The sequence below is a fragment of the Achromobacter deleyi genome, assembly GCF_013116765.2.
In the GTDB taxonomy this organism is placed as follows: Bacteria; Pseudomonadota; Gammaproteobacteria; order Burkholderiales; family Burkholderiaceae_B; genus Achromobacter; species Achromobacter deleyi_A.
Genome location: NZ_CP074375.1, coordinates 371,134 through 391,717, shown reverse-complemented (window position 1 = coordinate 391,717; position 20,584 = coordinate 371,134). Strand labels below are relative to the sequence as shown.

At 65.8% G+C, this 20,584-nt stretch carries 16 protein-coding genes; 13 read left to right on the top strand and 3 right to left on the bottom strand.

Annotated features, from left to right (window positions below; translation table 11 throughout):
• Nucleotides 1-6 precede the first annotated feature (6 nt).
• The 8 genes from HLG70_RS01805 to HLG70_RS01770 are packed head-to-tail and all read left to right on the top strand — an operon-like array spanning nt 7 to nt 8,382.
• Nucleotides 7-960, top strand: a complete 954-nt coding sequence (locus HLG70_RS01805) for a GDP-L-fucose synthase family protein (RefSeq protein ID WP_171665559.1) — start codon at nt 7-9, stop codon at nt 958-960.
• A 32-nt stretch (nt 961-992) separates the two neighbouring features.
• Nucleotides 993-2,309, top strand: coding sequence for a lipopolysaccharide biosynthesis protein (locus HLG70_RS01800; protein ID WP_171665561.1), 1,317 nt, complete (start codon nt 993-995; stop codon nt 2,307-2,309).
• Nucleotides 2,310-2,314: 5 nt separating this feature from the next.
• Nucleotides 2,315-3,232, top strand: a complete 918-nt coding sequence (locus HLG70_RS01795) for a glycosyltransferase family 2 protein (RefSeq protein WP_234103343.1) — start codon at nt 2,315-2,317, stop codon at nt 3,230-3,232.
• Nucleotides 3,233-3,240: 8 nt separating this feature from the next.
• Nucleotides 3,241-4,533, top strand: coding sequence for an O-antigen ligase family protein (locus HLG70_RS01790; protein WP_171665563.1), 1,293 nt, complete (start codon nt 3,241-3,243; stop codon nt 4,531-4,533).
• Nucleotides 4,526-5,656 (top strand): glycosyltransferase, encoded by a 1,131-nt coding sequence (locus HLG70_RS01785; protein WP_171665565.1) that lies wholly within the window; start codon nt 4,526-4,528, stop codon nt 5,654-5,656. The genes HLG70_RS01790 and HLG70_RS01785 overlap by 8 nt, the downstream gene beginning before the upstream one ends.
• Before the next feature lie 13 nt (nt 5,657-5,669).
• Entirely contained in the window at nt 5,670-6,557 is an 888-nt protein-coding gene (locus tag HLG70_RS01780; protein WP_171665567.1) for a glycosyltransferase family 2 protein, read from the top strand.
• Complete coding sequence (locus HLG70_RS01775; protein WP_171665569.1) at nt 6,554-7,114, top strand: putative colanic acid biosynthesis acetyltransferase; 561 nt, start codon at nt 6,554-6,556, stop codon at nt 7,112-7,114. Before HLG70_RS01780 ends, HLG70_RS01775 begins: the two co-directional genes overlap by 4 nt.
• Nucleotides 7,111-8,382: a glycosyltransferase WbuB gene (locus HLG70_RS01770; protein ID WP_171665571.1), complete on the top strand. Its 1,272-nt coding sequence runs from the start codon at nt 7,111-7,113 to the stop codon at nt 8,380-8,382. Before HLG70_RS01775 ends, HLG70_RS01770 begins: the two co-directional genes overlap by 4 nt.
• A gap of 122 nt (nt 8,383-8,504) precedes the next feature.
• On the opposite strand, the gene HLG70_RS01765 is transcribed toward HLG70_RS01770, so the two are convergent.
• From HLG70_RS01765 to HLG70_RS01755, 3 genes are all read right to left on the bottom strand, one after another.
• Complete coding sequence (locus HLG70_RS01765) at nt 8,505-9,167, bottom strand: response regulator transcription factor (RefSeq protein ID WP_171665573.1); 663 nt, start codon at nt 9,165-9,167, stop codon at nt 8,505-8,507.
• Nucleotides 9,168-9,523: 356 nt separating this feature from the next.
• Nucleotides 9,524-10,273: a helix-turn-helix transcriptional regulator gene (locus tag HLG70_RS01760; protein ID WP_171665575.1), complete on the bottom strand. Its 750-nt coding sequence runs from the start codon at nt 10,271-10,273 to the stop codon at nt 9,524-9,526.
• Between the two features lie 560 nt (nt 10,274-10,833).
• On the bottom strand, nt 10,834-12,438 hold the full coding sequence (locus HLG70_RS01755; RefSeq protein ID WP_171665577.1) for a glucosamine inositolphosphorylceramide transferase family protein: 1,605 nt from the start codon (nt 12,436-12,438) through the stop codon (nt 10,834-10,836).
• Between the two features lie 377 nt (nt 12,439-12,815).
• Between HLG70_RS01755 and HLG70_RS01750 the strand changes: the two genes are divergently transcribed.
• The 5 genes from HLG70_RS01750 (at nt 12,816) to HLG70_RS01730 (ending at nt 20,538) form a co-directional block, all read left to right on the top strand.
• The gene (locus tag HLG70_RS01750; RefSeq protein WP_171665579.1) at nt 12,816-13,487 is read left to right on the top strand and encodes a TetR/AcrR family transcriptional regulator; all 672 of its coding nucleotides are present in this window, start codon (nt 12,816-12,818) and stop codon (nt 13,485-13,487) included.
• Nucleotides 13,488-13,536: 49 nt separating this feature from the next.
• Entirely contained in the window at nt 13,537-15,885 is a 2,349-nt protein-coding gene (locus HLG70_RS01745; RefSeq protein ID WP_171665581.1) for an acyl-CoA dehydrogenase, read from the top strand.
• Between the two features lie 12 nt (nt 15,886-15,897).
• The gene (locus HLG70_RS01740) at nt 15,898-17,190 is read left to right on the top strand and encodes an acetyl-CoA C-acetyltransferase (RefSeq protein ID WP_171665583.1); all 1,293 of its coding nucleotides are present in this window, start codon (nt 15,898-15,900) and stop codon (nt 17,188-17,190) included.
• Nucleotides 17,187-19,154 carry a 3-hydroxyacyl-CoA dehydrogenase NAD-binding domain-containing protein gene (locus HLG70_RS01735; RefSeq protein ID WP_171665585.1) on the top strand — a complete coding sequence of 656 codons (1,968 nt, stop codon included), beginning with the start codon at nt 17,187-17,189 and terminating at the stop codon, nt 19,152-19,154. The genes HLG70_RS01740 and HLG70_RS01735 overlap by 4 nt, the downstream gene beginning before the upstream one ends.
• Before the next feature lie 61 nt (nt 19,155-19,215).
• Nucleotides 19,216-20,538: an OmpP1/FadL family transporter gene (locus tag HLG70_RS01730; RefSeq protein ID WP_171665587.1), complete on the top strand. Its 1,323-nt coding sequence runs from the start codon at nt 19,216-19,218 to the stop codon at nt 20,536-20,538.
• The last annotated feature ends 46 nt before the right edge of the window (nt 20,539-20,584 follow it).

Genomic DNA, 20,584 nt, shown 5'->3' with positions numbered 1-20,584 from the left:
TCAGACATGACGAACCTGGACCAACGCGTGTTTGTCGCCGGCCACCGCGGCATGGTGGGCGCGGCGATCACCCGCGAACTGCACCGCCGCGGCTACCCCAACGTGCTGACCCGCAGCCGGGAAGAGCTGGACCTGGAGAACCAGAACCAGGTGCACCGCTTCTTTTCGACGACGCCGGTCGACGTGGTGTATCTGGCTGCCGCCAAGGTGGGCGGCATCCTGGCCAACCAGACGCATCCGGTGGACTTCCTCTACAAGAACCTGATGATCCAGTGCAATGTGATCCGCGCCGCGTATGCGGCCGGCGTGCGCAAGCTGCTGTTTCTGGGTTCGTCATGCATCTACCCGCGCGAAGCCCCGCAGCCCATCCGCGAGGACGCCCTGCTGACCGGTCCGCTGGAAGCCACCAACGAGCCCTACGCCATCGCCAAGATCGCGGGCCTGAAGCTGTGCGAGGCCTACCAGCGCCAGTATGGCGCGCGCTTCATCTGCGCCATGCCGACCAACCTGTACGGCCCGCACGACAACTACGACCTGCACAGCAGCCACGTGCTGCCCGCCCTGATCCGCAAATTCCATGAAGGCCGCGAGGCCAACCAGGAAAGCGTGACGATCTGGGGCACCGGCACGCCGCTGCGCGAGTTCCTGTACGTGGACGATCTGGCGCAGGCCTGCGTCATGCTGATGGAGCATCCGGACGCCGAGGGCATCTACAACATCGGCGCCGGCCAGGACATTTCCATCGCGGACCTGGCGCGGCTGGTGGCGCGCGTCGTGGGCTACGGCGGCAACATCGTCTACGACACCGGCAAGCCCGACGGAACGCCGCGCAAGCTGATGGATTCGTCCCGCGTGCAGTCGCTGGGCTGGAGGCCGGAGATTTCGCTGACGCACGGCATCACGCTGGCCTATGGGCATTTCCTGCGCGAGCGCACTCAACATGCGCTGCCCGTGGCCTGACGGCCGCGCCAGCATGACAGACAGGGTTCCCGATGCTTGGATTCGTAAGGAAACACATCGCCGGCAATGCCTCCTTCTGGGGGCTGGTGGAGTACGGCATCGGCCCGGTCGCGGCCCTGATCGCGCTGCCCATCCTGTTCCGCCAGCTGGGGACGGTGGGCTTTGGCCAGTACTCCATGATCATTGCCATGGCCGGGTTCGGCAACGCCGCCAACCTGGGCGCGGCCGTGACCGCGACCAAGCTGGTGTCCGAAAGCATGCACCAGCCGGGCGGCGCCTATCGCGCGGCGGGCGTCAGCCTGTCGCTGATCGGTTGCGCGCTGGCCGTCGTGACCCTGGCGGCCGTGCTGTTGTGGGGGGTGGTCGGCCTGGGATGGCCAACGGCCACCTTCGGCGGCGTCGCCGTGACGATGCTGGCCATGCCGGCGCTGGCCATCTACCTGACGCAGCAGTATGACCAGCTGTTCTCCGGCTGCCTGAAGGGGCGCGAGGATTTCCGCGCCACCGCGCTGTGCGAGGTTTTCAGCCGCGCCGGCACCATGGCGCTGGCCTGCGCGGCGGCCTGGCTGACCGCGTCGCCCACCTGGACGGGCCTGGCCCAGGCCGTGGGCCTGCTGCTGGCCGGCAGCGTGAAGATGCGCGTCTTTGCCCGCGCCTACGGCCGCGTGCTGGTGCGCCCGGTGCGTGACCGCGGCGCCATGATGGACGCATTCAAGTTCTCCCGGTGGTCGTGGCTGAACAGCCTGAGCGCGCTGGCCTTCGGTTCGGTGGACCGGGTGCTGGTCGGCAGCCTCATGGGCCCCGCCGCGCTTGCCATCTATACCGTGGGCGTGCAGGTGGGCCAGATCATCCATACCGCCTCGGTCGCCATTTTCCAGAAGGCCATGCCGCGCATCAGCCGCCTGTCGGTGTCGCCGCCCTACGCCGGCGCCGCCGAACGCGAGATCCGCCGCATGATGCTGTGGAACCTGGCGCTGTCGGCCGGCGCCACGCTGGCGGTGCTGGCGGTCAGCCGGCCGCTGCTGAACCTGCTGCTGGGCGACAACGTCGCCACCGGCCATCTCGGCACCTTCCAGCTGCTCATCGTGGCTTCGGGCCTGTTGTCCCTGAACGCCGCGGCGCATTTCTCCCTCCTTGGGCTCGGCAACTCCCGCGCCGTCGCAATCCTGAACGGACTGGGCGGCCTGGCGATGCTGTGCGTCATGGCGGGACTGGTACACGTGGCGGGGGAACACGCCGCGGCTTGGGGCCGCATGGCCTACGCGGCGATCACGCTGGCCGGCGTGGCCCTCGCCATCCGTCAATCCCGCCCCGACTTTCCGGGCGCCATGCCTGCGGCCACCCGATAACCAACATGCTGAGGTCCTACATGCGCAAGCGCCATAACGAGTATTCACGCCAGCTCATCGACTTCGTCCGCGAGCTCCGCCCGCCAGCGCCCATCGCCAGCGGCCTGCTGCCCAAAGTGACCATCGTGACCCCCTCGTTCAACCAGGCCAAGTTCCTGGAGCGCACCATCCTGTCCGTGCTGAACCAGGGCTATCCGCGGCTGGAGTACATCATCATCGACGGCGGCTCCACCGATGGCAGCGTGGACATCATCAAGAAGTACGAGCGCTACCTGACGTACTGGGAAAGCACCCCGGACCGCGGCCAGTCCCACGCCATCAACAAGGGCTTCGAACGCGCCACCGGCGACTACGTCGGCTGGCAGAACTCGGACGACCTGTACTTCCCCGGCGCGCTGCGCAAGCTGGGCGCGGCGGCGGCGCGCGGCCGCGCGCCCATCGTCAGCGGCAATCTCTTCGTGGCGGACGCCGACAACCGCATCTTCCGCAAGATCCACTACACCCCCGTCAATCGCGGCACGCTGACAGTGGTGAAGGCGTCCATTCCCAACCAGTCCGCGATCTTTCGCCGCGACCTGCTGCGCAAGTACGGCCTGCTGCAGGAAAGCATGCGCTACTGCATGGACCTGGAGCTGTGGAGCCGCCTGCTACGCGAAGGCAAGAACCTGATCGTTCCGGATGCATTGGGCGTCTACACCGCCCACGACGAGACCAAGACCGCGCTGATGCAGGACGTGCTGCTGGAAGAGCGCGAGCAGATCGTCACCCGCATCCGGCGCACCGAACCGGGCCTGGGACGGCTGTTCGAACTGTCCTGCCGCGCTTCCAAGGTGGCGGCCCACGCCCGGCAAGGAGACCTGTCGTACCTGCTCGAAAAGCTGACCACCAAGATTTTCGGGCGTGACGACTGGGCTGCGCATTAGGAGCTGCAATGAACCCGCGCCGCCGCTTCTCCACCCTGCACCTGCTGGGCCTCTTCGTGTTCACCGCGCTCGCCTTGAACGACGACCGGTTCATCCTGGGGGTGGGCAGCTTCAAGCTGTCGCCCTTCGACGTGCTGTTCGTCGCCATGCTGGCTGTGAAGGCGCTGAGGCTGGCCGAGCCCGGCGCCTACGCGCTGCCGCGCGGCGCGCTGGGCATGCTGCTGGCGTTCCAGGCCATGTCAGTGATCTACCTGCTGCTGGTGTCCGTGGACCACCCAGGCATAGAGACCGGCGACGTGGCGCGGGACCTGCGCATCGTCTTCTATTTCTTGTGTACGCCCTTTCTTTGCTACAAGGACATCGACAGCCCGGCCGCCTATGCGGTGCTGCAGAAGTACATCGTGGCCGCCAGCCTGGCGGTCGCCACGCTGATGCTGCTGGAGCAGGCGCAGGGCTTCAGCGTGGCCAATCCGCTGCGCAATGTGCGGCTGGGCGTGTGGGCCATTCCCATGGGCGTGGTGTCGCTGCTGTACTTCCGGCGCACGCTGAACGTGTCGGGTCCGAAGGCGTACGCGCTGACGGTGTACATGGTGATGGCGCTGGTGTTCTCGCTGAACCGCAGCCAGTACCTGCAGCTTGCAATCTCCGTCCTGATCGCCGTGATGCTGGCGGGCAACTCCGACATCCGGCGCCGCGCCGTGCTGATCTTTGCGCCCGCGGCCGTCGCCGGCGTGCTGATCTTCGCCAGCATCGGCTACCTGGATGTGCTGGCCAACCGCATCTTCAGCGTCGAAAAGCTGGACGAGGACTCCAGCTACGGCGCCCGCATCCAGGAAATGGAGGGGCAGATGGACTTCTTCGCGGAAAGCCCCGTGTTCGGCAAGGGCGCGGGCTTCCGGAGCTGGGTCATGGGCGAGAATGGCTTCGAGCTGAGCACGTTCGCGCACAACTCCTGGGCCTTCTACCTGATGAAATTCGGCGTGGTTGGCACGATCATGATCATGCTGCCGCCGCTGCTGATCCTGCTGCTCTCGCTGCTGAGACGCTATGCGCATCCCGGACTGGAGATGCACCGGCGCTACCTGCTTGCCACGGCCCCGATCTACATATTCATTGATTCGCTGTCCGGCGGTCTGGCCTATGCGCCCAAGACCGCCTTCACCGGATTCCTGCTGTGCTATTGCCTGTCGCTGATGCGCAATGCGCAGATCATGCCTGTACCTCGTAACGAGCCGCCCGTCCCCAGCCATCGCCCGGGCGCCGTGCGCCGGGCGCCAACACGAGTAATACCCCATGCCTGATGTCTTGTTTGTCGCGCCAGACTTGCACGGTGGCGTCGGAAGATGCGTCGCCTTCATCGTGGATGCCCTGCCGGAACAGGGGGTGGATTCCTCCCTGTTCCTGCTGCGCTCCCGCAACCGCGAATACCCCATCGCCAACCCCAAGGTCACGCGCGCACTGCCCGTCATCGAATCCCCAACCAAGCTGCGGCTCATGCTGCCCCTGGCTTTTTTTCGCCTGCTGGCCCAGATACGCCGCGACAAACCGGCCATCGTCTGCTCGCACGGCCTGCTGTGCAACATGCTGGTCGTGCTGGCCAGGAAAATCCTGCGCGGCAACTTCAAGACGGTGGCCTTCGAGCACAGCAGCCCGGCCATCCATTACGGCGCCTCGCGCATGCGGCGCCTGAAATGCTGGCTGGTCAGCCAGACCTATCGGCGGCACGACGCGGTGGTGGGCGTGTCGCGCGGCGTCAAGGAAGACCTGGTCAGCATGTTCCCCCCGCTGCGCGGCAAGGTGCACACCATCTACAACGGCGTGCCGCTGGACAACGTGCGCCAGCAGAGCGCCGGGCAGCAGGCCGGCGCCGGCGGCGACTCGCCCTATCAGGTGGTGGCCGTCGGCCGGCTGGAAGCCGTCAAGGATTACGCCACGCTGATCGACGCCGCCGCCCTGCTGGACGATCCCGGCATCAGCTTCACCATCCTGGGCGAAGGATCCGAACACGCCGCCCTGCAAAAGCGGATCGACGACAAGGCGTCGCGCAGCCCGGTCACCCTGGCGGGCCATATCGACAACCCGTTCCCGATGATCGCCGGCGCCGGCGCCTTCGCGCTGACGTCCATCCGCGAGAGCTTCGGCAATGTCCTGGTGGAAGCGCTGTGCCTGGGCGTGCCCGTGATCTCTACCGATTGTCCGCACGGCCCCGCCGAGATCCTGGACGCGGGCCGCTACGGCCTGCTGGTGCCGGTCGGCGACGCCGCCGCGCTGGCCGAGGCGGTGCGGCGCCTGGCCTACGACGGCGACATGCGCAAGAAACTGGCCGCCCAGGGCCCGGAGCGAGCGGACGCCTTTTCCCTGGAGCGGCACTGCCGCAACGTCATTGAGCTATTTCAGCCACTCATGCAACGCGGCACGCCCTGAATAGGACAGCATCATGCAGAAGATACCGGTATCCGTCGTGGTCATGACGAAGAATGAGGAACGCAACATCGGCAAGTGCCTGAAAGCCCTCGTGGAATTCGACGAGGTCTTCGTGGTGGACTCCAACAGCACCGACGCGACCTGCGCGATGGCGACGGCGCTGGGCGCCCGCGTCTCGAATTTCCAGTGGGATGGAAAATACCCCAAGAAGAAGCAGTGGTGCCTCGAGCAATTGCCGTTCACGCACCCCGTGGTGCTGTATGTCGATGCCGACGAGGAAATGACACCCGGCCTGGCCGCCGAGATACGCGAAACGCTGCCGCGCTTCGCCGCGGGCGCCGGCGGCGCCTTCGTGCCGTTCGACTATGTGTTTTGCGGCAAGAAGCTGGAACATGGCCACCGGGTCTACAAGCTGGCGCTGCTGGCGCGCGACCGCTCTCGCTTCCTGGACTACGACGACCTGGACGTCGCCAATATGTGGGAGGTGGAAGGCCACTACCAGCCGCAGGTCGAGGGCGAGACGTTCGCCCTGCGCCAGCGCATGGTCCACAACGACCATGATTCGCTCTACCACTACTTCGACAAGCACAACCGCTATTCCGACTGGGAAGCGAACCTGCGCACCAAGGGGCTGATGAACGATCCGCGCGAAGCCAACGTAGGCGGGCGCGCCCTGCTCAAGCGGATTTTCCAGGCCATGCCGTTCAAGGCGCCGATCTCGTTCCTGCATTCCTACATCTTTCGCCTGGGCTTTCTGGACGGCAAGGCGGGCTATGACTACGCGGTCGCGCGCGCCATGTACTACTGGCAGATCCGTATCAAGACCGAAGAGATCCTGAAGGCGCGCCAGGCCAGCGCCGCCAGTTCCCAGCGCGATGCCGTGGCGGGAGCGGCCAAATGAGCACATTGCAACGCCTGGACCAGTTTGCGCTGGCGCCGGGACAGCGCGGCCGTTCGGCGCTGACCGTGCAGCTGTGGTGGATGGTGCAAGCAACGCTCTTTCGCTGGTCGCCGCAGGTGGCCTACGGCTTTCGCCGCTGGCTGCTGCGCTGCTTTGGCGCGCGCGTGGGCCACAAGGTGCTGATCCGTCCGTCCGTCACCGTGACCTATCCCTGGAAGGTGGAGATCGGCGACTATGCCTGGATCGGCGACGACGCGGTGATATACAGCTTGGGACCCATTCACATCGGCGCGCACGCCGTGGTGTCCCAGCGCAGTTACCTGTGCGCGGCGGACCACGACGCCGGGCAGCCCGATTTTCCCTTGCGCGAGCGGGCCGTGCGCGTCGAGGATGGCGCGTGGGTGGCGACCGATGTGTTTGTCGGCCCAGGCGTGACCATCGGGCGCGAGGCCGTGATCGGTGCGCGCAGCTCGGTGTTTCGCAACATGCCGTCCGCGATGGTATGCCACGGCAATCCGTGCCGTCCCATGCGGCCCCGCATGGCCACGCCGACATGAAGATACTCATCTACGGCATCAACTACGCCCCCGAGCTGACCGGCATCGGCAAATACAGCGCCGAACTGGCCGAATGGCTGGCCGCTCGCGGCCACGAGGTCAGCGTCGTGACGGCGCCGCCTTACTATCCGCAGTGGCGGGTCCACGATGGCTACCGCGCGGGGCGCTACGCCAAGGAAGAACGCCGCGGCGTGACGGTGCGGCGGGCGCCGCTGTGGGTGCCCGGCAAGCCCGGCGGCGCCAAGCGCCTGATCCACCTGGCCAGCTTCGCCCTGTCCAGCCTGCCGTCGCTGCTGCGCGCCGCCGTCCGCAGGCCCGACATCATCCTGGTGGTGGAACCCGCGCTCTTTTGCGCGCCCGGCGCCTGGCTTGCCGCGCGCCTGTGCGGCGCCCGCGCCTGGCTGCATATCCAGGACTATGAAGTGGACGCCGCGTTCGAACTCGGCCTGCTCAAGGGTGCGGGCTTGCGCGCGATGGTCAAGCGCGCGGAGCGCTGGCTGATGCGCCGCTTCGACCGCGTCTCCACCATATCGAACCGCATGCTGGAGCTGGCGCTGGCCAAGGGGGTCGACCCCGACCGCGCCGTGCTGTTGCCCAACTGGATCGACGTCAACGCGATCGCGCCGAATGCCAAGGACGGCGGGTACCGCGCCCAGCTCGGCATTCCGGACAACGCCATCGTCGCGCTGTACTCCGGAAACATGGGCGGCAAGCAGGGCTTGCAGACGCTGGCGGACGTGGCCCGCCGGCTGAGCCGCGAGGACCGGTTGTGGTTCATCTTCTGCGGCCAGGGTCCGGAACGCGCGCCGCTGGAAGAAAAATGCAAAGGGCTGGCCCGCGTCGTCTTCCTGGACCTGCAACCGGCGGACCGCCTGGGCGCGCTGCTGAACACCGCGGACATCCATTTGTTGCCGCAACGCGCCGGCGCGGCGGACCTGGTCATGCCGTCCAAGCTGACCGGCATGCTGGCCAGCGGCCGGCCGGTGGTATGCGGCGCGGCGCGGGGCACGGAACTGGCCGGCGTGGTGGCGCATTGCGGACTGCTGACACCGCCCGAAGACGCAGTGGCCATGGCCGAAGCCGTACGCAAATTGAGCTACAACTCGCAGATCCGCGAGACACTGGGCGCGGCCGCGCGCCAGTACGCGCTTGCCCACCTGCATGTGGACGCCGTGCTCAGCGCGGCGGAACGGGAATTCGCGGCCATCGTGGCGTCCAAGGGCAAGCCCGCACCCGCGGATACGCGCGCCCGTCAAGGCGATACCTGATCCGACGCTCGGGCCCGCTCGCGGGCCCGCAAGCATGGCAGGCACCACCCCTCAACTGAACGAACCAGGGCCTGTGCGGGCTGCATCGCAACCCGCACAGGCCCTGACTCCATGTGCGCCCGTCAGCCTGCCTCGCCCTTGCCCGGCGCGGGTGAATTGGCACTTCTGACCAGCCCCATCTGCACCGCGATATAGGCCGCCTCGGCCTGATTGCGGGCATTCAATTTCCAGTACAGCGTGCGCGCATGGCTTTTCACGGTGGCTACCGATATGCCCACCTGCTGCCCGATTTCGCGCATGGTCTTGCCTTGCACCAGCAACTGCAGGATTTCTTCCTGCCGCTGCGTCAATTCACGCAGTTCCTGCACGGACGAGTGCGCCGCGCTTTGCGGCCTGCCGGCGGGTTGCGGATAGCATTCGCCCCCCGCGACCACCAGGCTGACCGCCGCGGCCAGCGCATCCGGGCTGGAGGCCTTGGGCAGATAGCCCGCCACCCCCGCCCTCGCGCAGGCGCCCATCACGCTCGGGTCCAGCACGGAATACAGCACCAGCACCAGCCTGGGCATGAAGAAAGCCATCGCCTGCGACAGGAGCCCTATGTCCTGTTCAGCCACGCCGCTGCAACCAACCACCAGTAACTCCACTGGACGGTTGATCGAACTTGACATGCTGAGCAGGTGGGCTGGCGAGATGGCCAGGATATCGTCGGCGTTGCGCACACGTTCCAGCACATGCTGAATTGCGACACGAAGCAGAGCGTAGTCTTCGATCAGTACGGTTGTCATCCCGGGAAGAACCTTGTGACGCATGGCCCACACACGGTTCCCAAGACGCTGGCGCATCGCAGGGCGATGCGCAGTCATGCGCGTCGCCAGATTCAAGGGAATCTCGTCCGCTACATCGAATCGCTGTGGCGAGACTAAGTGATTCGCCCTCTCAATCCATGCTTGCGGACACAACCCATGCTATCAGCGGCTACGTCCGCTGAATCTCGTTCAGGAGGATGATAGGTGGAGGAAAGCCTCGTGTCAGCAACCGCGATTTCTGCGGTGTATGCCTTAGCCGCGTTGGCTATGCGCGAACCCGGCAGCTACGGAACAACAGCGTTCCAGGCTGCCGGGCAGGCAACGCAAATCGTCAACTACCCGAGCTTGCGCCCATAGATCTGCCCGGCGTCCACTTCCCTGCCATTCGGCTCATGCCATTCCAAGGTCGCGCCACGCTGCAGCGCCGCGTATACAGCCTCGCCCTTGTTCTTGACATGCAGGCGCTGGTAGAGCGTGCACGCGTGCGTCTTGGCCGTCGCCACGGAAATATTGAGCATGCGGCTGACGGTCTTGATCGGATAGCCTCTGGCCAGCAACACCAGAACTTCGTATTGGCGCGGCGTGATCTGAAGCAGCTGGGCTCCGGCGCTGACAGGCATCGTGCCCTTGGCGCCGACATCGTCCGCGTCCCGTGCCGGCAGGGCGCAAACCGTCGAAGCCGGAGCCTGCAACGCCTGTTCGCTGGGGAAGCATTGCCCGCCCGCCATGACCAGGCGGATCGCTGCTTCAAGGATTTCGACCGAAGCCGTTTTCATCAGGCAGCCATAGACGCTTGCGCCAGGCAAACCTTGCACCGGCATGGGCAAGGGCATGACGTCCGTCAAAAGCAGGATCCGCTTCGGCGTCAGCACGCGCTGAATCTCGTGCAAGGCGCTCCAGGCCTCATCGGTATCCACCGGCAACCCATAGATCAGGAGATCGGCGCCAGCATGCACGCCATCGGCCTTGGACACGTCCGCCAAGCCCATCCCCTCGATTTCCCACACATCATCCAACTTGCTCAGAATTTGCCACAACCCCAACCGCAAGAGCGGATGGGCTTCAATCAGGACCATCTTGGCCATGGTTTCCTCCCGGTTTTTCGACGGGCCTAGAAGGGATCTTCGCTGTGCTGAAGACTATTTTTTTCCAGCCCCTGCGGGGGTGGTCCGCATATCCCGGAATATCTAATGAAGCCGGACCGGGGCATTTGGGCTGGGAGACTTTGGTAGCCAACATAACGGATGGCATGAACCCATCTTATGGTTCGGATTTGTCAAAATCAAGACGTTTCAGGGCGATATAATCCGACAAAATCAGAAATCATTCGTTAGCCTTAATCACGATCCTAAATATGGATGAGACGACCATCTCGTCCTTTTTACCGCTAGGGTTTTTACCAGCCCAGTCCACCAACTCTCTACGTTTTCCCTATGGTAGCGCGGCGTAGCGCCGCCCTGAAGCCTGCGCCGGCCATTGTTACAGACGAAAAAATGCCGCGTCGGGACATCCGCCGGACGCGGCTGGAAACTGCGGGATTTGAAGGGAAAGCTGTCTATATGTATCTTCGGACACATTAAGCCCGGACGCAGTCCCCGTATTCGAAATATAGGTAACATTTTTATTTTTGCGCCAACAGGCGGATTTACTCCATATAGGCAAAGTCAAATACTGTGTGTCCACCCTGGTGATGCCAATGGTGCATTGAAGCATGGCGTTTCCTCAGGAAGCTCGCGTAGTGAATTTCGCCGTCCGTTTCCACGTAAGTCGACGGCGAGAGCTCTTCGATCCGGTTCAGCGACACGCCCTTGCCGTAGTGGCAGAAGCCTTGGTACTGGGCGCAGCGGATCACGTCTCCGCTGGGCGACACAACGATTCCGGCGTTGCGGGCGCGCATCGGGTTGCGCACGATGGGGTTGCAGGCGTGCGGCGTCCATTCGGTCGAGCGCGGTGAATCAGAAAAAAATGCAAACAGCTCGTCGCAATGGCTTTGACCGTCGGTGCGGTCGATATTTGTTAATAACCACCAGTATTCCCCGTGCTTGAAAATAATGGTGTCAACCGCCGATATATTGGTCATCAGATTTACATCGAGCTCCCATTTAAGCGGAAATTCTGTGCATTTCCAGAGCTCTATACTGCGATTTCCACACGTTTCCGGCACCATGTAGGTCACGCCATCGTGTTCGAATATATATGGAAAGGATAGGTGATACGGCAGGTTGAGAGCCGTGCCCAACAGCCGGAAAGCCCCGTCGGAGTAGGTCGCAACCGAAATCGTGCCCTTCCTGGAAGTGAAGTCGTAATCCTCGAAAAATATATATGGCTTTTTATCGTGGGTATATACAAACGGATCGGCGAAAAATCTGCCCTTGGGCGGCTGCAATACCATGGCTTCGGAAACCACAGCCTGCTGGCGGGCAGAGGGAAACATACCAATCCGCCACCGCACATTGCGTTTCATGATGCGTCGCACAATCAAATCCGACATTAACCAGGCCTGGCGTGCGATATATGCGGCGCTGTCCCACTCGGCGGGGTCCGCGCGGCGCGGGCCGCTCATGATCTGCATGCCGGGCGGCGCAACGCCCTGCCTGGCGCGGGCCAGCGCCTGCAAGGCGTCGTAGACCATGAAATTCCCCAAACTGAATGCGCGCGCCTGATTCTTCAACCAGAACACTTCCGTGTTGAAACTGCGCTGGTCCAGCAGCTCATCCTCATCCGAGTTCACCCCGACCCGCCAGAGTTTCACGGTGGTGTGATCCTCGCGCTGGAACACCTCCCAGAACCCCGCGTAGCGGCTGGTCGCCACCGCAATATCCGAATAGCTCAGCTGCCATACGCCCAGGCGCGCCCAACTCGCCATCTGCGCGCGCGTCGCCAGCGATGCGCCCAAGGTAATCACCAGGTCCAGGCCCAGCGCCTCCACCTCGCGCTGCTCCTGCGCATCGCCTCCGCCCGGCGCCAGCGGCACCACCGCTGCCCCGTCGGGCGGCAGGCTCTCTCGCATGTCGCCGCAGGCCAGCATGACACGCTGTTTCTGAGGCAACAGCCTGGCTTCCAGGCGCGAAAGCGTGCCGAACAGGGCCTTCACACCCAGCCGGGGCGCCTTGTCCATCCCTTCCCCGCTCATCACCAGCAATGCGGCGAGCTCGAAATCCTGGCTATGGACGAGCCACTCAACCATCTCATGCATCCAGCCGGGTTGCTCATACCCGTCAACCAGCAGTCCCACTCTGTAGGTCTTCATTTCTCGTGCTCCTGTATCAGGGCGATTGGCCTGCCGCGCCGAGACGGCGAACGGCTTCGCCAAGCACACACGCGGGGCAATGCACTCATGTCCTCGCGCTGATACTGCGGGGTTTTAGGCCCGCCTTCCAGACCACATTCATCCTAGGGCCGGCGTCCGAGGACGAACGGCTCAGCCTCCCCCTCCTCCCTTGAATTCCACTCATCCGTCCGACCGGGCTGGCTTCATCCGTCCGGCCGAGAGGAGACGCGCGGCGATGGCACCGTCGCATCGGTGTGTGATTGGTAGTGGTAAACCCTATTGGGGATAGCCGAGGCTCGCTTCTCGTCCATCCCTCACGCATAATTGTTTTTAAACAAACGTTTGAATTCAACCATATGCAAGAAATCAGATCGACCACCACCCGGGAAACCATCCTGGACACCGCCGAAGCCCTGTTCGCGCAACAAGGCCACGACGGCACCTCCATGCGTCAGATCACCGGCGTCGCCGGCGTGAACCTCGCATCGGTGAACTATCACTTCGGCTCCAAAGAGTCACTCGTGCAGGCGGTGCTAAAACGCCGCCTGGAAGTGCTGAACCGCGAACGCCTGCGCCTTTTGGACGAACTGGAGGCGCAAGCCGGGGGCAAACCCCTGAAACCGTCGCAGATCGTGGATGCCTTCTTCGGCACCCTGCTGCGCCTGGCCGCCGACCCCGCCCAGGCCGGCAGCACCTTCCTGCCGCTGCTGGAACGCACCATGACGGATCCTTCCGATTTCATCCGCGCGCTGTTCGCGGAGGAATACGCCGACGTGCTCGACCGCTATCGGAACGCCCTGTTCGCCGCGCTGCCCGACGTGCCCAAGGCCGAAATCATGTGGCGCTTCCAGTTCATGCTCGGCGCCACGTCGTACGCCATCATCGGCACCGACCTGCTGCGGTCGGTCACGGGCATGACCATCGACGAAACCGAACAGCCCAATAACCCGGACCTGCTGCTGCCCCGCCTGATGAGCTTCCTGCTTGGCGGCCTGCGCGCTCCCCTGCCGCACCTGCCGGGGACCTGACGGGTTCTCCGGACGGGCAGCCAAACAGAACACTCATGGAGACAAAGAAATGAACGCAGTCATCCTCGCGCTGGTCGTCATCGCGCTCCTGATCGCCGTCGCGCTGGGCGTGCGCCCCGTCCGGCGGGCGTTGCTGTCCGCGCCGATCTTCAATCTGTACCGCAAGGTGCTGCCGCAGATGTCGGACACCGAGCGCGATGCGCTGGAAGCGGGCACGGTCTGGTGGGAAGGCGAACTGTTCCGCGGCAAGCCCGACTGGAGCCGCCTGCTGGCCTACCCCCGCCCGCGCCTGACCGACGAGGAACAGCGGTTCCTGGACAACCAGGCGGAAGCCGCCTGCCGCATGGTCAATGACTGGAGCGTCACGCAAGAGCGCTACGACCTGCCCGCCGAGGTCTGGAACTATCTGAAAGCCGAAGGCTTCCTGGGCATGATCATTCCCAAGCAATACGGCGGCCTGGCCTTCTCTGCCTTTGCCCATTCCGAAATCGTGACCAAGCTGTCCACCCGCTCGTCGGCGCTGGCTGTCTCGGTCATGGTGCCCAACTCGCTGGGGCCCGCCGAGCTGCTGCTGCACTACGGCACCGAAGAGCAGAAGAACCACTATCTGCCGCGCCTGGCGCGCGGCGAAGAAGTCCCCGCTTTCGCGCTGACCAGCCCCTGGGCCGGCTCCGACGCGGCCGCCATTCCGGACAGCGGCATCGTCTGCAAGGGAGAATGGCAGGGCCGCGAGGTGATCGGCATGCGGGTCACCTGGGACAAGCGCTACATCACGCTGGCGCCGGTCTGCACCTTGCTGGGCCTGGCGTTCCGCCTGTACGACCCCGACGGCCTCCTGGGCGGCAAGAAGGACCTGGGCATCACCTGCGCGCTGGTGCCGCACGACCACCCCGGCGTGGACACCGGCCGCCGCCACTTCCCGCTGAACGCCATGTTCATGAACGGACCCACCCGCGGCGCCGACGTCTTCATGCCGCTGGACTTCATCATCGGCGGGCCCGCCATGGCCGGCCAGGGCTGGCGCATGCTGATGGAATGCCTGGCCGCGGGCCGGTCGATATCCCTGCCCTCGTCCAACACCGGCATGTCCAAGCTGACGGCGCGCGCCGTGGGCGGCTATGCGCGGGTGCGCAGCCAGTTCCGCATGCCGGTCGGCAAATTCGAAGGCGTGGAAGAGGCGCTGGCGCGCATCGGCGGCCACACCTACATGATGGATGCCGCGCGCAGCATGACGGCGGGCGCCGTGGACCTGGGCGAAAAGCCTTCCGTGGTGTCGGCCATCGTCAAGTACCACGTGACCGAACGCGCGCGCCAGGTCGTCAACGACGGCATGGACGTGATCGGCGGCAAGGGCATCTGCCTGGGGCCGTCCAACTTCCTGGGCCGCGCCTACCAGCAGATTCCCATCGGCATCACCGTGGAAGGCGCCAACATCCTGACTCGCAGCCTGATCATCTTCGGCCAGGGCGCGATCCGCTGCCATCCTTATGTGCTGGCCGAGATGCAGGCCGCGCAGTCGCCCGACCGCCAGCAGGGCCTGACCGACTTTGACCGCGCCTTCTGGAGCCATGTGGGCTTTGTCGCGAAGAACAAGCTGCGCGCGCTCGGCACCGCTTTGACCGGCGCACGCTTTGTCGGCGTGAACGCCGACGTGGCGCCCTCCATGAAGCGCTATTACCAGCTGCTCAGCCGCTACTCGGCGGCTTTCGCCCTGCTGGCCGACACCTCGATGCTGGTGCTGGGCGGCAGCCTGAAGCGCCGCGAGCGCCTCTCGGCGCGCCTGGGCGACGTGCTGTCGCAGATGTACCTGATCAGCGCAACGCTCAAGCGCTTCGAAGACGAAGGCCGCCAGGCCGCCGACGCGCCGCTTGCGCACTGGTCCATCCAGGATGCGCTGTTCAAGGCGCAGGAAGCCTTCGACGGCGTGCTGGAAAACTATCCCAACCGCTTTGTCGCGTGGAGCCTGCGCCGCATCATCTTCCCCTGGGGGCATAGCCAGACTCTGCCGTCGGACCAGCTCGGCCAGGACGTGGCGCGGCTGCTCATCAACCCCGGCGCGACGCGCGATCGCCTGACGGCCGGCTGCCATCTGCCCGACACCGCCGACGAGCCCGTGGGCGCGATCGAACAGGCGCTGGCCGCGACGCTGGAAGCCGAGCCCATCGAAGCCAAGATCCGCGAGCTTGAAAAGCGCGGCGCGCTGGAAGGCAATCCGCAGGCCAACGTGCGCGACATCGCCGACGCCGCGGTGGCGATCGGCGGCATCACCGCCGAGGAATACGCGGTCGTGAAGCGTCGCAACCGCTTGCGCGATACCGTGGTGAAAGTGGATGATTTCCCCTTTGACCTTGGCGTCACCGGCGCGGCGCAGCCCGCGGCCGAGCGCAAGGTCGCCTGAGCGAGGGAACGGATGGCATTCAAACCGGTTTACGTCGTCGATGGTTCGCGCACGCCCTTCCTGAAGGCGCGCACCGGCCCGGGCCCCTTCTCCGCCGGCGACCTCGCCGTGCAGGCAGGCCGCGGCCTGCTGCTGCGCCAGCCCTACGCGCCCACCGACCTGGACGAGGTCATCGTGGGCTGCGCCGCGCCATCGCCCGACGAAGTAAACATCGGCCGCGTCATCGCCTTGCGCCTGGGCTGCGGCAACCAGGTGCCCGGCTGGACCGTCATGCGCAACTGCGCGTCGGGCATGCAGGCGCTGGACTCCGGCATCGCCAACATCCAGTCGGGCCGCTCGCAACTGGTGCTGGCGGGCGGCACCGACGCGCTCTCCCGGGCGCCAGTGTTGTTCTCCGACGACATGGTGCGCTGGCTGTCGCGCTGGTACGCGGCGCGCGGCCTGGGCTCGAAACTGGCCACGCTGCGCGGCTTCAGGCTGAAGCACCTGGCGCCCGTCATCGGACTGCTCAAAGGCCTGACGGACCCGGTCGTGGGCCTGTCGATGGGACAGACCGCCGAGAACATCGCCACCCTCTTCGGCATCGACCGCGCCGCGATGGACGCCTATGCCGCCGGCAGCCACCGTCGCGCCCTGGCGGCGCGCGCGGCCGGCATGCCCGAGATCACGCCACTGATCGACACGCAAGGCAGGCTCCACGCCGAGGATGACGGCGTGCGCGACGACTCCACGCCCGAGAAGCTGGCCAAGCTCAAACCCGTGTTCGACAAGCCCTGGGGCAACATCACGGCGGGCAACAGCTCGCAGGTGACCGACGGCGCGGCCATGCTGGTGCTGGCCTCCGAAGAGGCCGTGCGCAAATGGAACCTGCGCCCGCTGGGCCGCATCGTCGACACCCAGTGGGCCGGCCTGGACCCCGCGCTGATGGGCCTGGGCCCCGTGCATGCCGCCACCCCCATCCTGCAGCGCCACGGCCTGGGTCTCAATGACCTGGATTTGTGGGAAATCAACGAGGCCTTCGCCGCGCAGGTGCTAGGCTGCCTGGCCGCGTGGCGGGACGAGGCCTATTGCCAGGAGAATTTCGGCACGCCGGCCTGGGGCGAACTGGACCCCGGCAAGCTCAACGTCGACGGAGGCGCCATCGCGATCGGCCATCCCGTGGGCGCGTCCGGCGCCCGCATCGTGCTGCATCTGCTCGACGCGCTCAAGCGCCGCGGCGCCCGGCGCGGCATGGCGGCCATCTGCATCGGCGGAGGCCAAGGCGGCGCGATGCTGGTCGAAACCCTGGACGAGGACCGCCCATGACGACAATGGACACGCTTTCCCACTGGCGCCTGGACCGCGACCCCGACGGCCTGGCCTGGCTGACATTCGACCGCGCGGGCAGCGCGGTCAACGCGCTCTCGGCCGACACCATGGCCGAACTCGCCGTGGTGCTGGACGCGCTGGACGCCGCCCCACCCACGGGGCTGGTCATCCAATCGGGCAAGGCCACGGGTTTCATCGTCGGCGCCGACGTCAATGAGTTCGCCAGCCTGGACACGCCCGAGCAGGGACGCGCGCTGGTGGCCCGCGGCTGGAATCTCATGAACCGCCTGGCCGCCGTGCGCTATCCCACCCTGGCGCTGGTTCGCGGCCATTGCCTGGGCGGCGGCCTGGAACTGGCGCTTGCCTGCCGCTACCGGCTGGTGGCCGACGAGCCCGGCACATCGCTCGCGCTGCCCGAGGTCATGCTGGGCATCTTCCCCGGCTGGGGCGGCATGCTGCGCCTGCCGCGGGTGATAGGCGCGCCCGCCGCGCTGGACATGATGCTGACCGGCCGCGGAGCCGACGCCCGCCGCGCGGCCGCGTTGGGCCTGGCCGACGCGCGCGTGCCGCCCCGCCTGCTGCTGGCGGCCGCCCGCCAGACCGTGCTGTCGCGCAAGCCTGCCCGGCGCGCGCGCGGCCCGGGCGGCTGGGCCAACCTGTGGCCGCTGAAATCCATCGTGGCCAATCGCGCCCGCAAGCAGATCGCCGCCAAGGATCCCCTGGGCCACTACCCCGCCGCCCCCGCCATCGTCACGATCTGGGAAAAGCACGGCGGCAACGCATTGAAGGCGCCCGAACTGATCGACGGCATCATCGCCTCCGGCACGGCCCGCAACCTGCTGCGCGTGTTCCGCCTGCAAGAGCGCCTGAAGGCCAACGGCAAGCAGACCGGCATTGCGCCCGCGCGCCACGTGCACGTGGTGGGAGCCGGCGTGATGGGCGGCGATATCGCCGCCTGGTGCGCGCTCAAGGGCATGACGGTCACGCTGCAGGACCAGGACATGGCGCGCATCGCTCCCGCCATCAAGCGCGCCGCCGAACTCTTCGCGCGCCGCTTGAAGGATCCTCGTCTGGCGCGCGCCGCGTTCGACCGGCTGATCCCCGACCCTGGCGCCGGCGGCGTGCCGCTGGCCGACATCGTCATCGAAGCCATCAGCGAGCAGCCCGAGGCCAAGCGCGCGCTCTATCTGTCGCTGGAACCCCGCATGAAGGCGGACGCCCTGCTCGCCACTAATACCTCCAGCCTGTCGCTGGAGACCCTGCGCGCGGGCCTGGCGCTCCCGGAACGCCTGGTTGGCATCCACTTTTTCAACCCGGTGGCCAAGATGCCCCTGGTTGAAGTCGTGCATGCCGACGACGACGCCGACGGCGCCCAGGCGCGCGCTTGCGCCTTTGTCGGCCAGATCGACAAGCTGGCGCTGCCCGTCAAGAGCGCGCCCGGCTTCCTGGTCAACGCCGTGCTGGCGCCCTACATGCTGCAGGCCATGCGCAGCGTCGACGAAGGCGTCGCGCCGGAAACCGTGGACGCCGCCATGGTGGCCTTCGGCATGCCGATGGGGCCGCTCGAGCTGGCCGATACCGTGGGCCTGGACATTGCCCGCGCCGCGGGCGAGGAACTGGCCGGCGGCGCCGAACCACCCCGCTGCCTGGCGCAACGGCTGGCGCGCGGCGAGCTGGGCAAGAAAAGCGGCAAGGGTTTTTACACGTGGCGCGACGGCAAGCCGGTCAGGCAGCGCGGCGCCGAGGCCGCCAGCGCGCCCGCCGGCCTGGCGCAGCGCCTGATCCAGCCGCTCATCGACGCCACCCGCCAGCGCGTGGACGCCGGCATCGTGGCCGATGCCGACCTGGCCGACGCGGGCGTCATTTTTGGAACGGGTTTCGCGCCATTCACGGGCGGGCCCCTGCATTACCAAGACAGCAGCACATGGCAGCATGGCAGCAAACCGGCTCAGGCCGAATAGACCGGCGCACCAAGACCGGCAGTGGAAGAGAGACATACATCCAACTCGAGGAGGCAGTACCATGCGCAGACGTTCATTGTCCCTGAGCACCTTGTCGGCCATCGTGGTCGGCCTGGGCGCATCCGCAACGTCTTACGCCGCCGGCTTTCAGCTCTTGGAGCAGAACGCCAGCGGCCTGGGCAACGCGTACGCGGGCTCGGCGGCAAATCCGGAAAACGCCAGCATCATCTATTTCAATCCAGCGGGCATGACGTATTTGCCTGGCGTCAATTTTTCCGGCGGGGTCAACCTGATCAAGCCGTCGTTCAAGTTTTCGGACAACGGCAATAGCCGCAATCCCAGTATCCCCGGCATCCCCGGCTCGGGGCTGAACGGCTCGGTTCCCACCGGCGGCAATGGCGGAGACGCGGGCAACCTGGGCGTCGTCCCCAACCTCTATGCCTCCTGGCAGCTGAACGAGCAGTGGTACATCGGCCTGGGCGTCGGCGCCCCCTTTGGCCTGATGACCGAATACGACGACGGCTGGGTAGGCCAATACCACTCGAACAAGTTCGAGATCAAGACCATCAACGTCAACCCCTCGATCGCCTACAAGGTCAACGAGAAGTTCTCGATGGGCTTTGGCGTGAACTGGCAGCACATCGACGCCAACTACAAGAAGAAGACCGTGGTGCCCATCGCCGGCCTGCCTGTCGCCACGACCGGCGACGCGGACCTGAACCTGAAGGGCGACGCCTGGGGCTGGAACGTGGGCTTCATGCTGCAGCCGACGGAAGACACCCGCATCGGCCTGTCCTATCGCTCGAAGATCAAGCACACGGCCACGGGCGACACCGACATCGACAACATCGGCCCCGCCAGGCAATCGGTGTCGTTCGACGCCAAGGCGTCGGTCGACCTGCCCGACACGCTGATCCTGAGCGCCGCGCATCAGCTCAACGAAAAGTGGGAGTTGCTGGGCGACGTCTCCTGGACCGGCTGGAGCAGCATCCCCGAACTGAAGATCCGCAACTCGGGCGCGGGCGCGCGCGACGACGAGCTGCCGCTGAACTTCCGCGACACCTGGCGCGTCGCCCTGGGCGCCAACTACAAGTTCGCGCCCGACTGGAAGTGGAAGTTCGGCCTGGCGTACGACCAATCGCCGGTGCACAAGGCTTCCGACCGCCCGACGTCCCTGCCCGACAACAACCGCTACTGGTTCTCGACGGGCGTGCAATGGGCCGCCACCAAGAACACCACGCTCGATCTGGGCTACACCTATCTGTACCTGCGCAAGACGGACATCGACACCACGTCCGGCAGCGCATTGACCAAGGGCCGCGTGGCGGGCACCTATGACAGCAACGCCCATATCCTGGGCCTGCAGCTGACCTCCCGCTTCTAGCCTTGAACGGGCGGACGGCCGCGCGCCGCCCGCCCGCCTTTTCAGG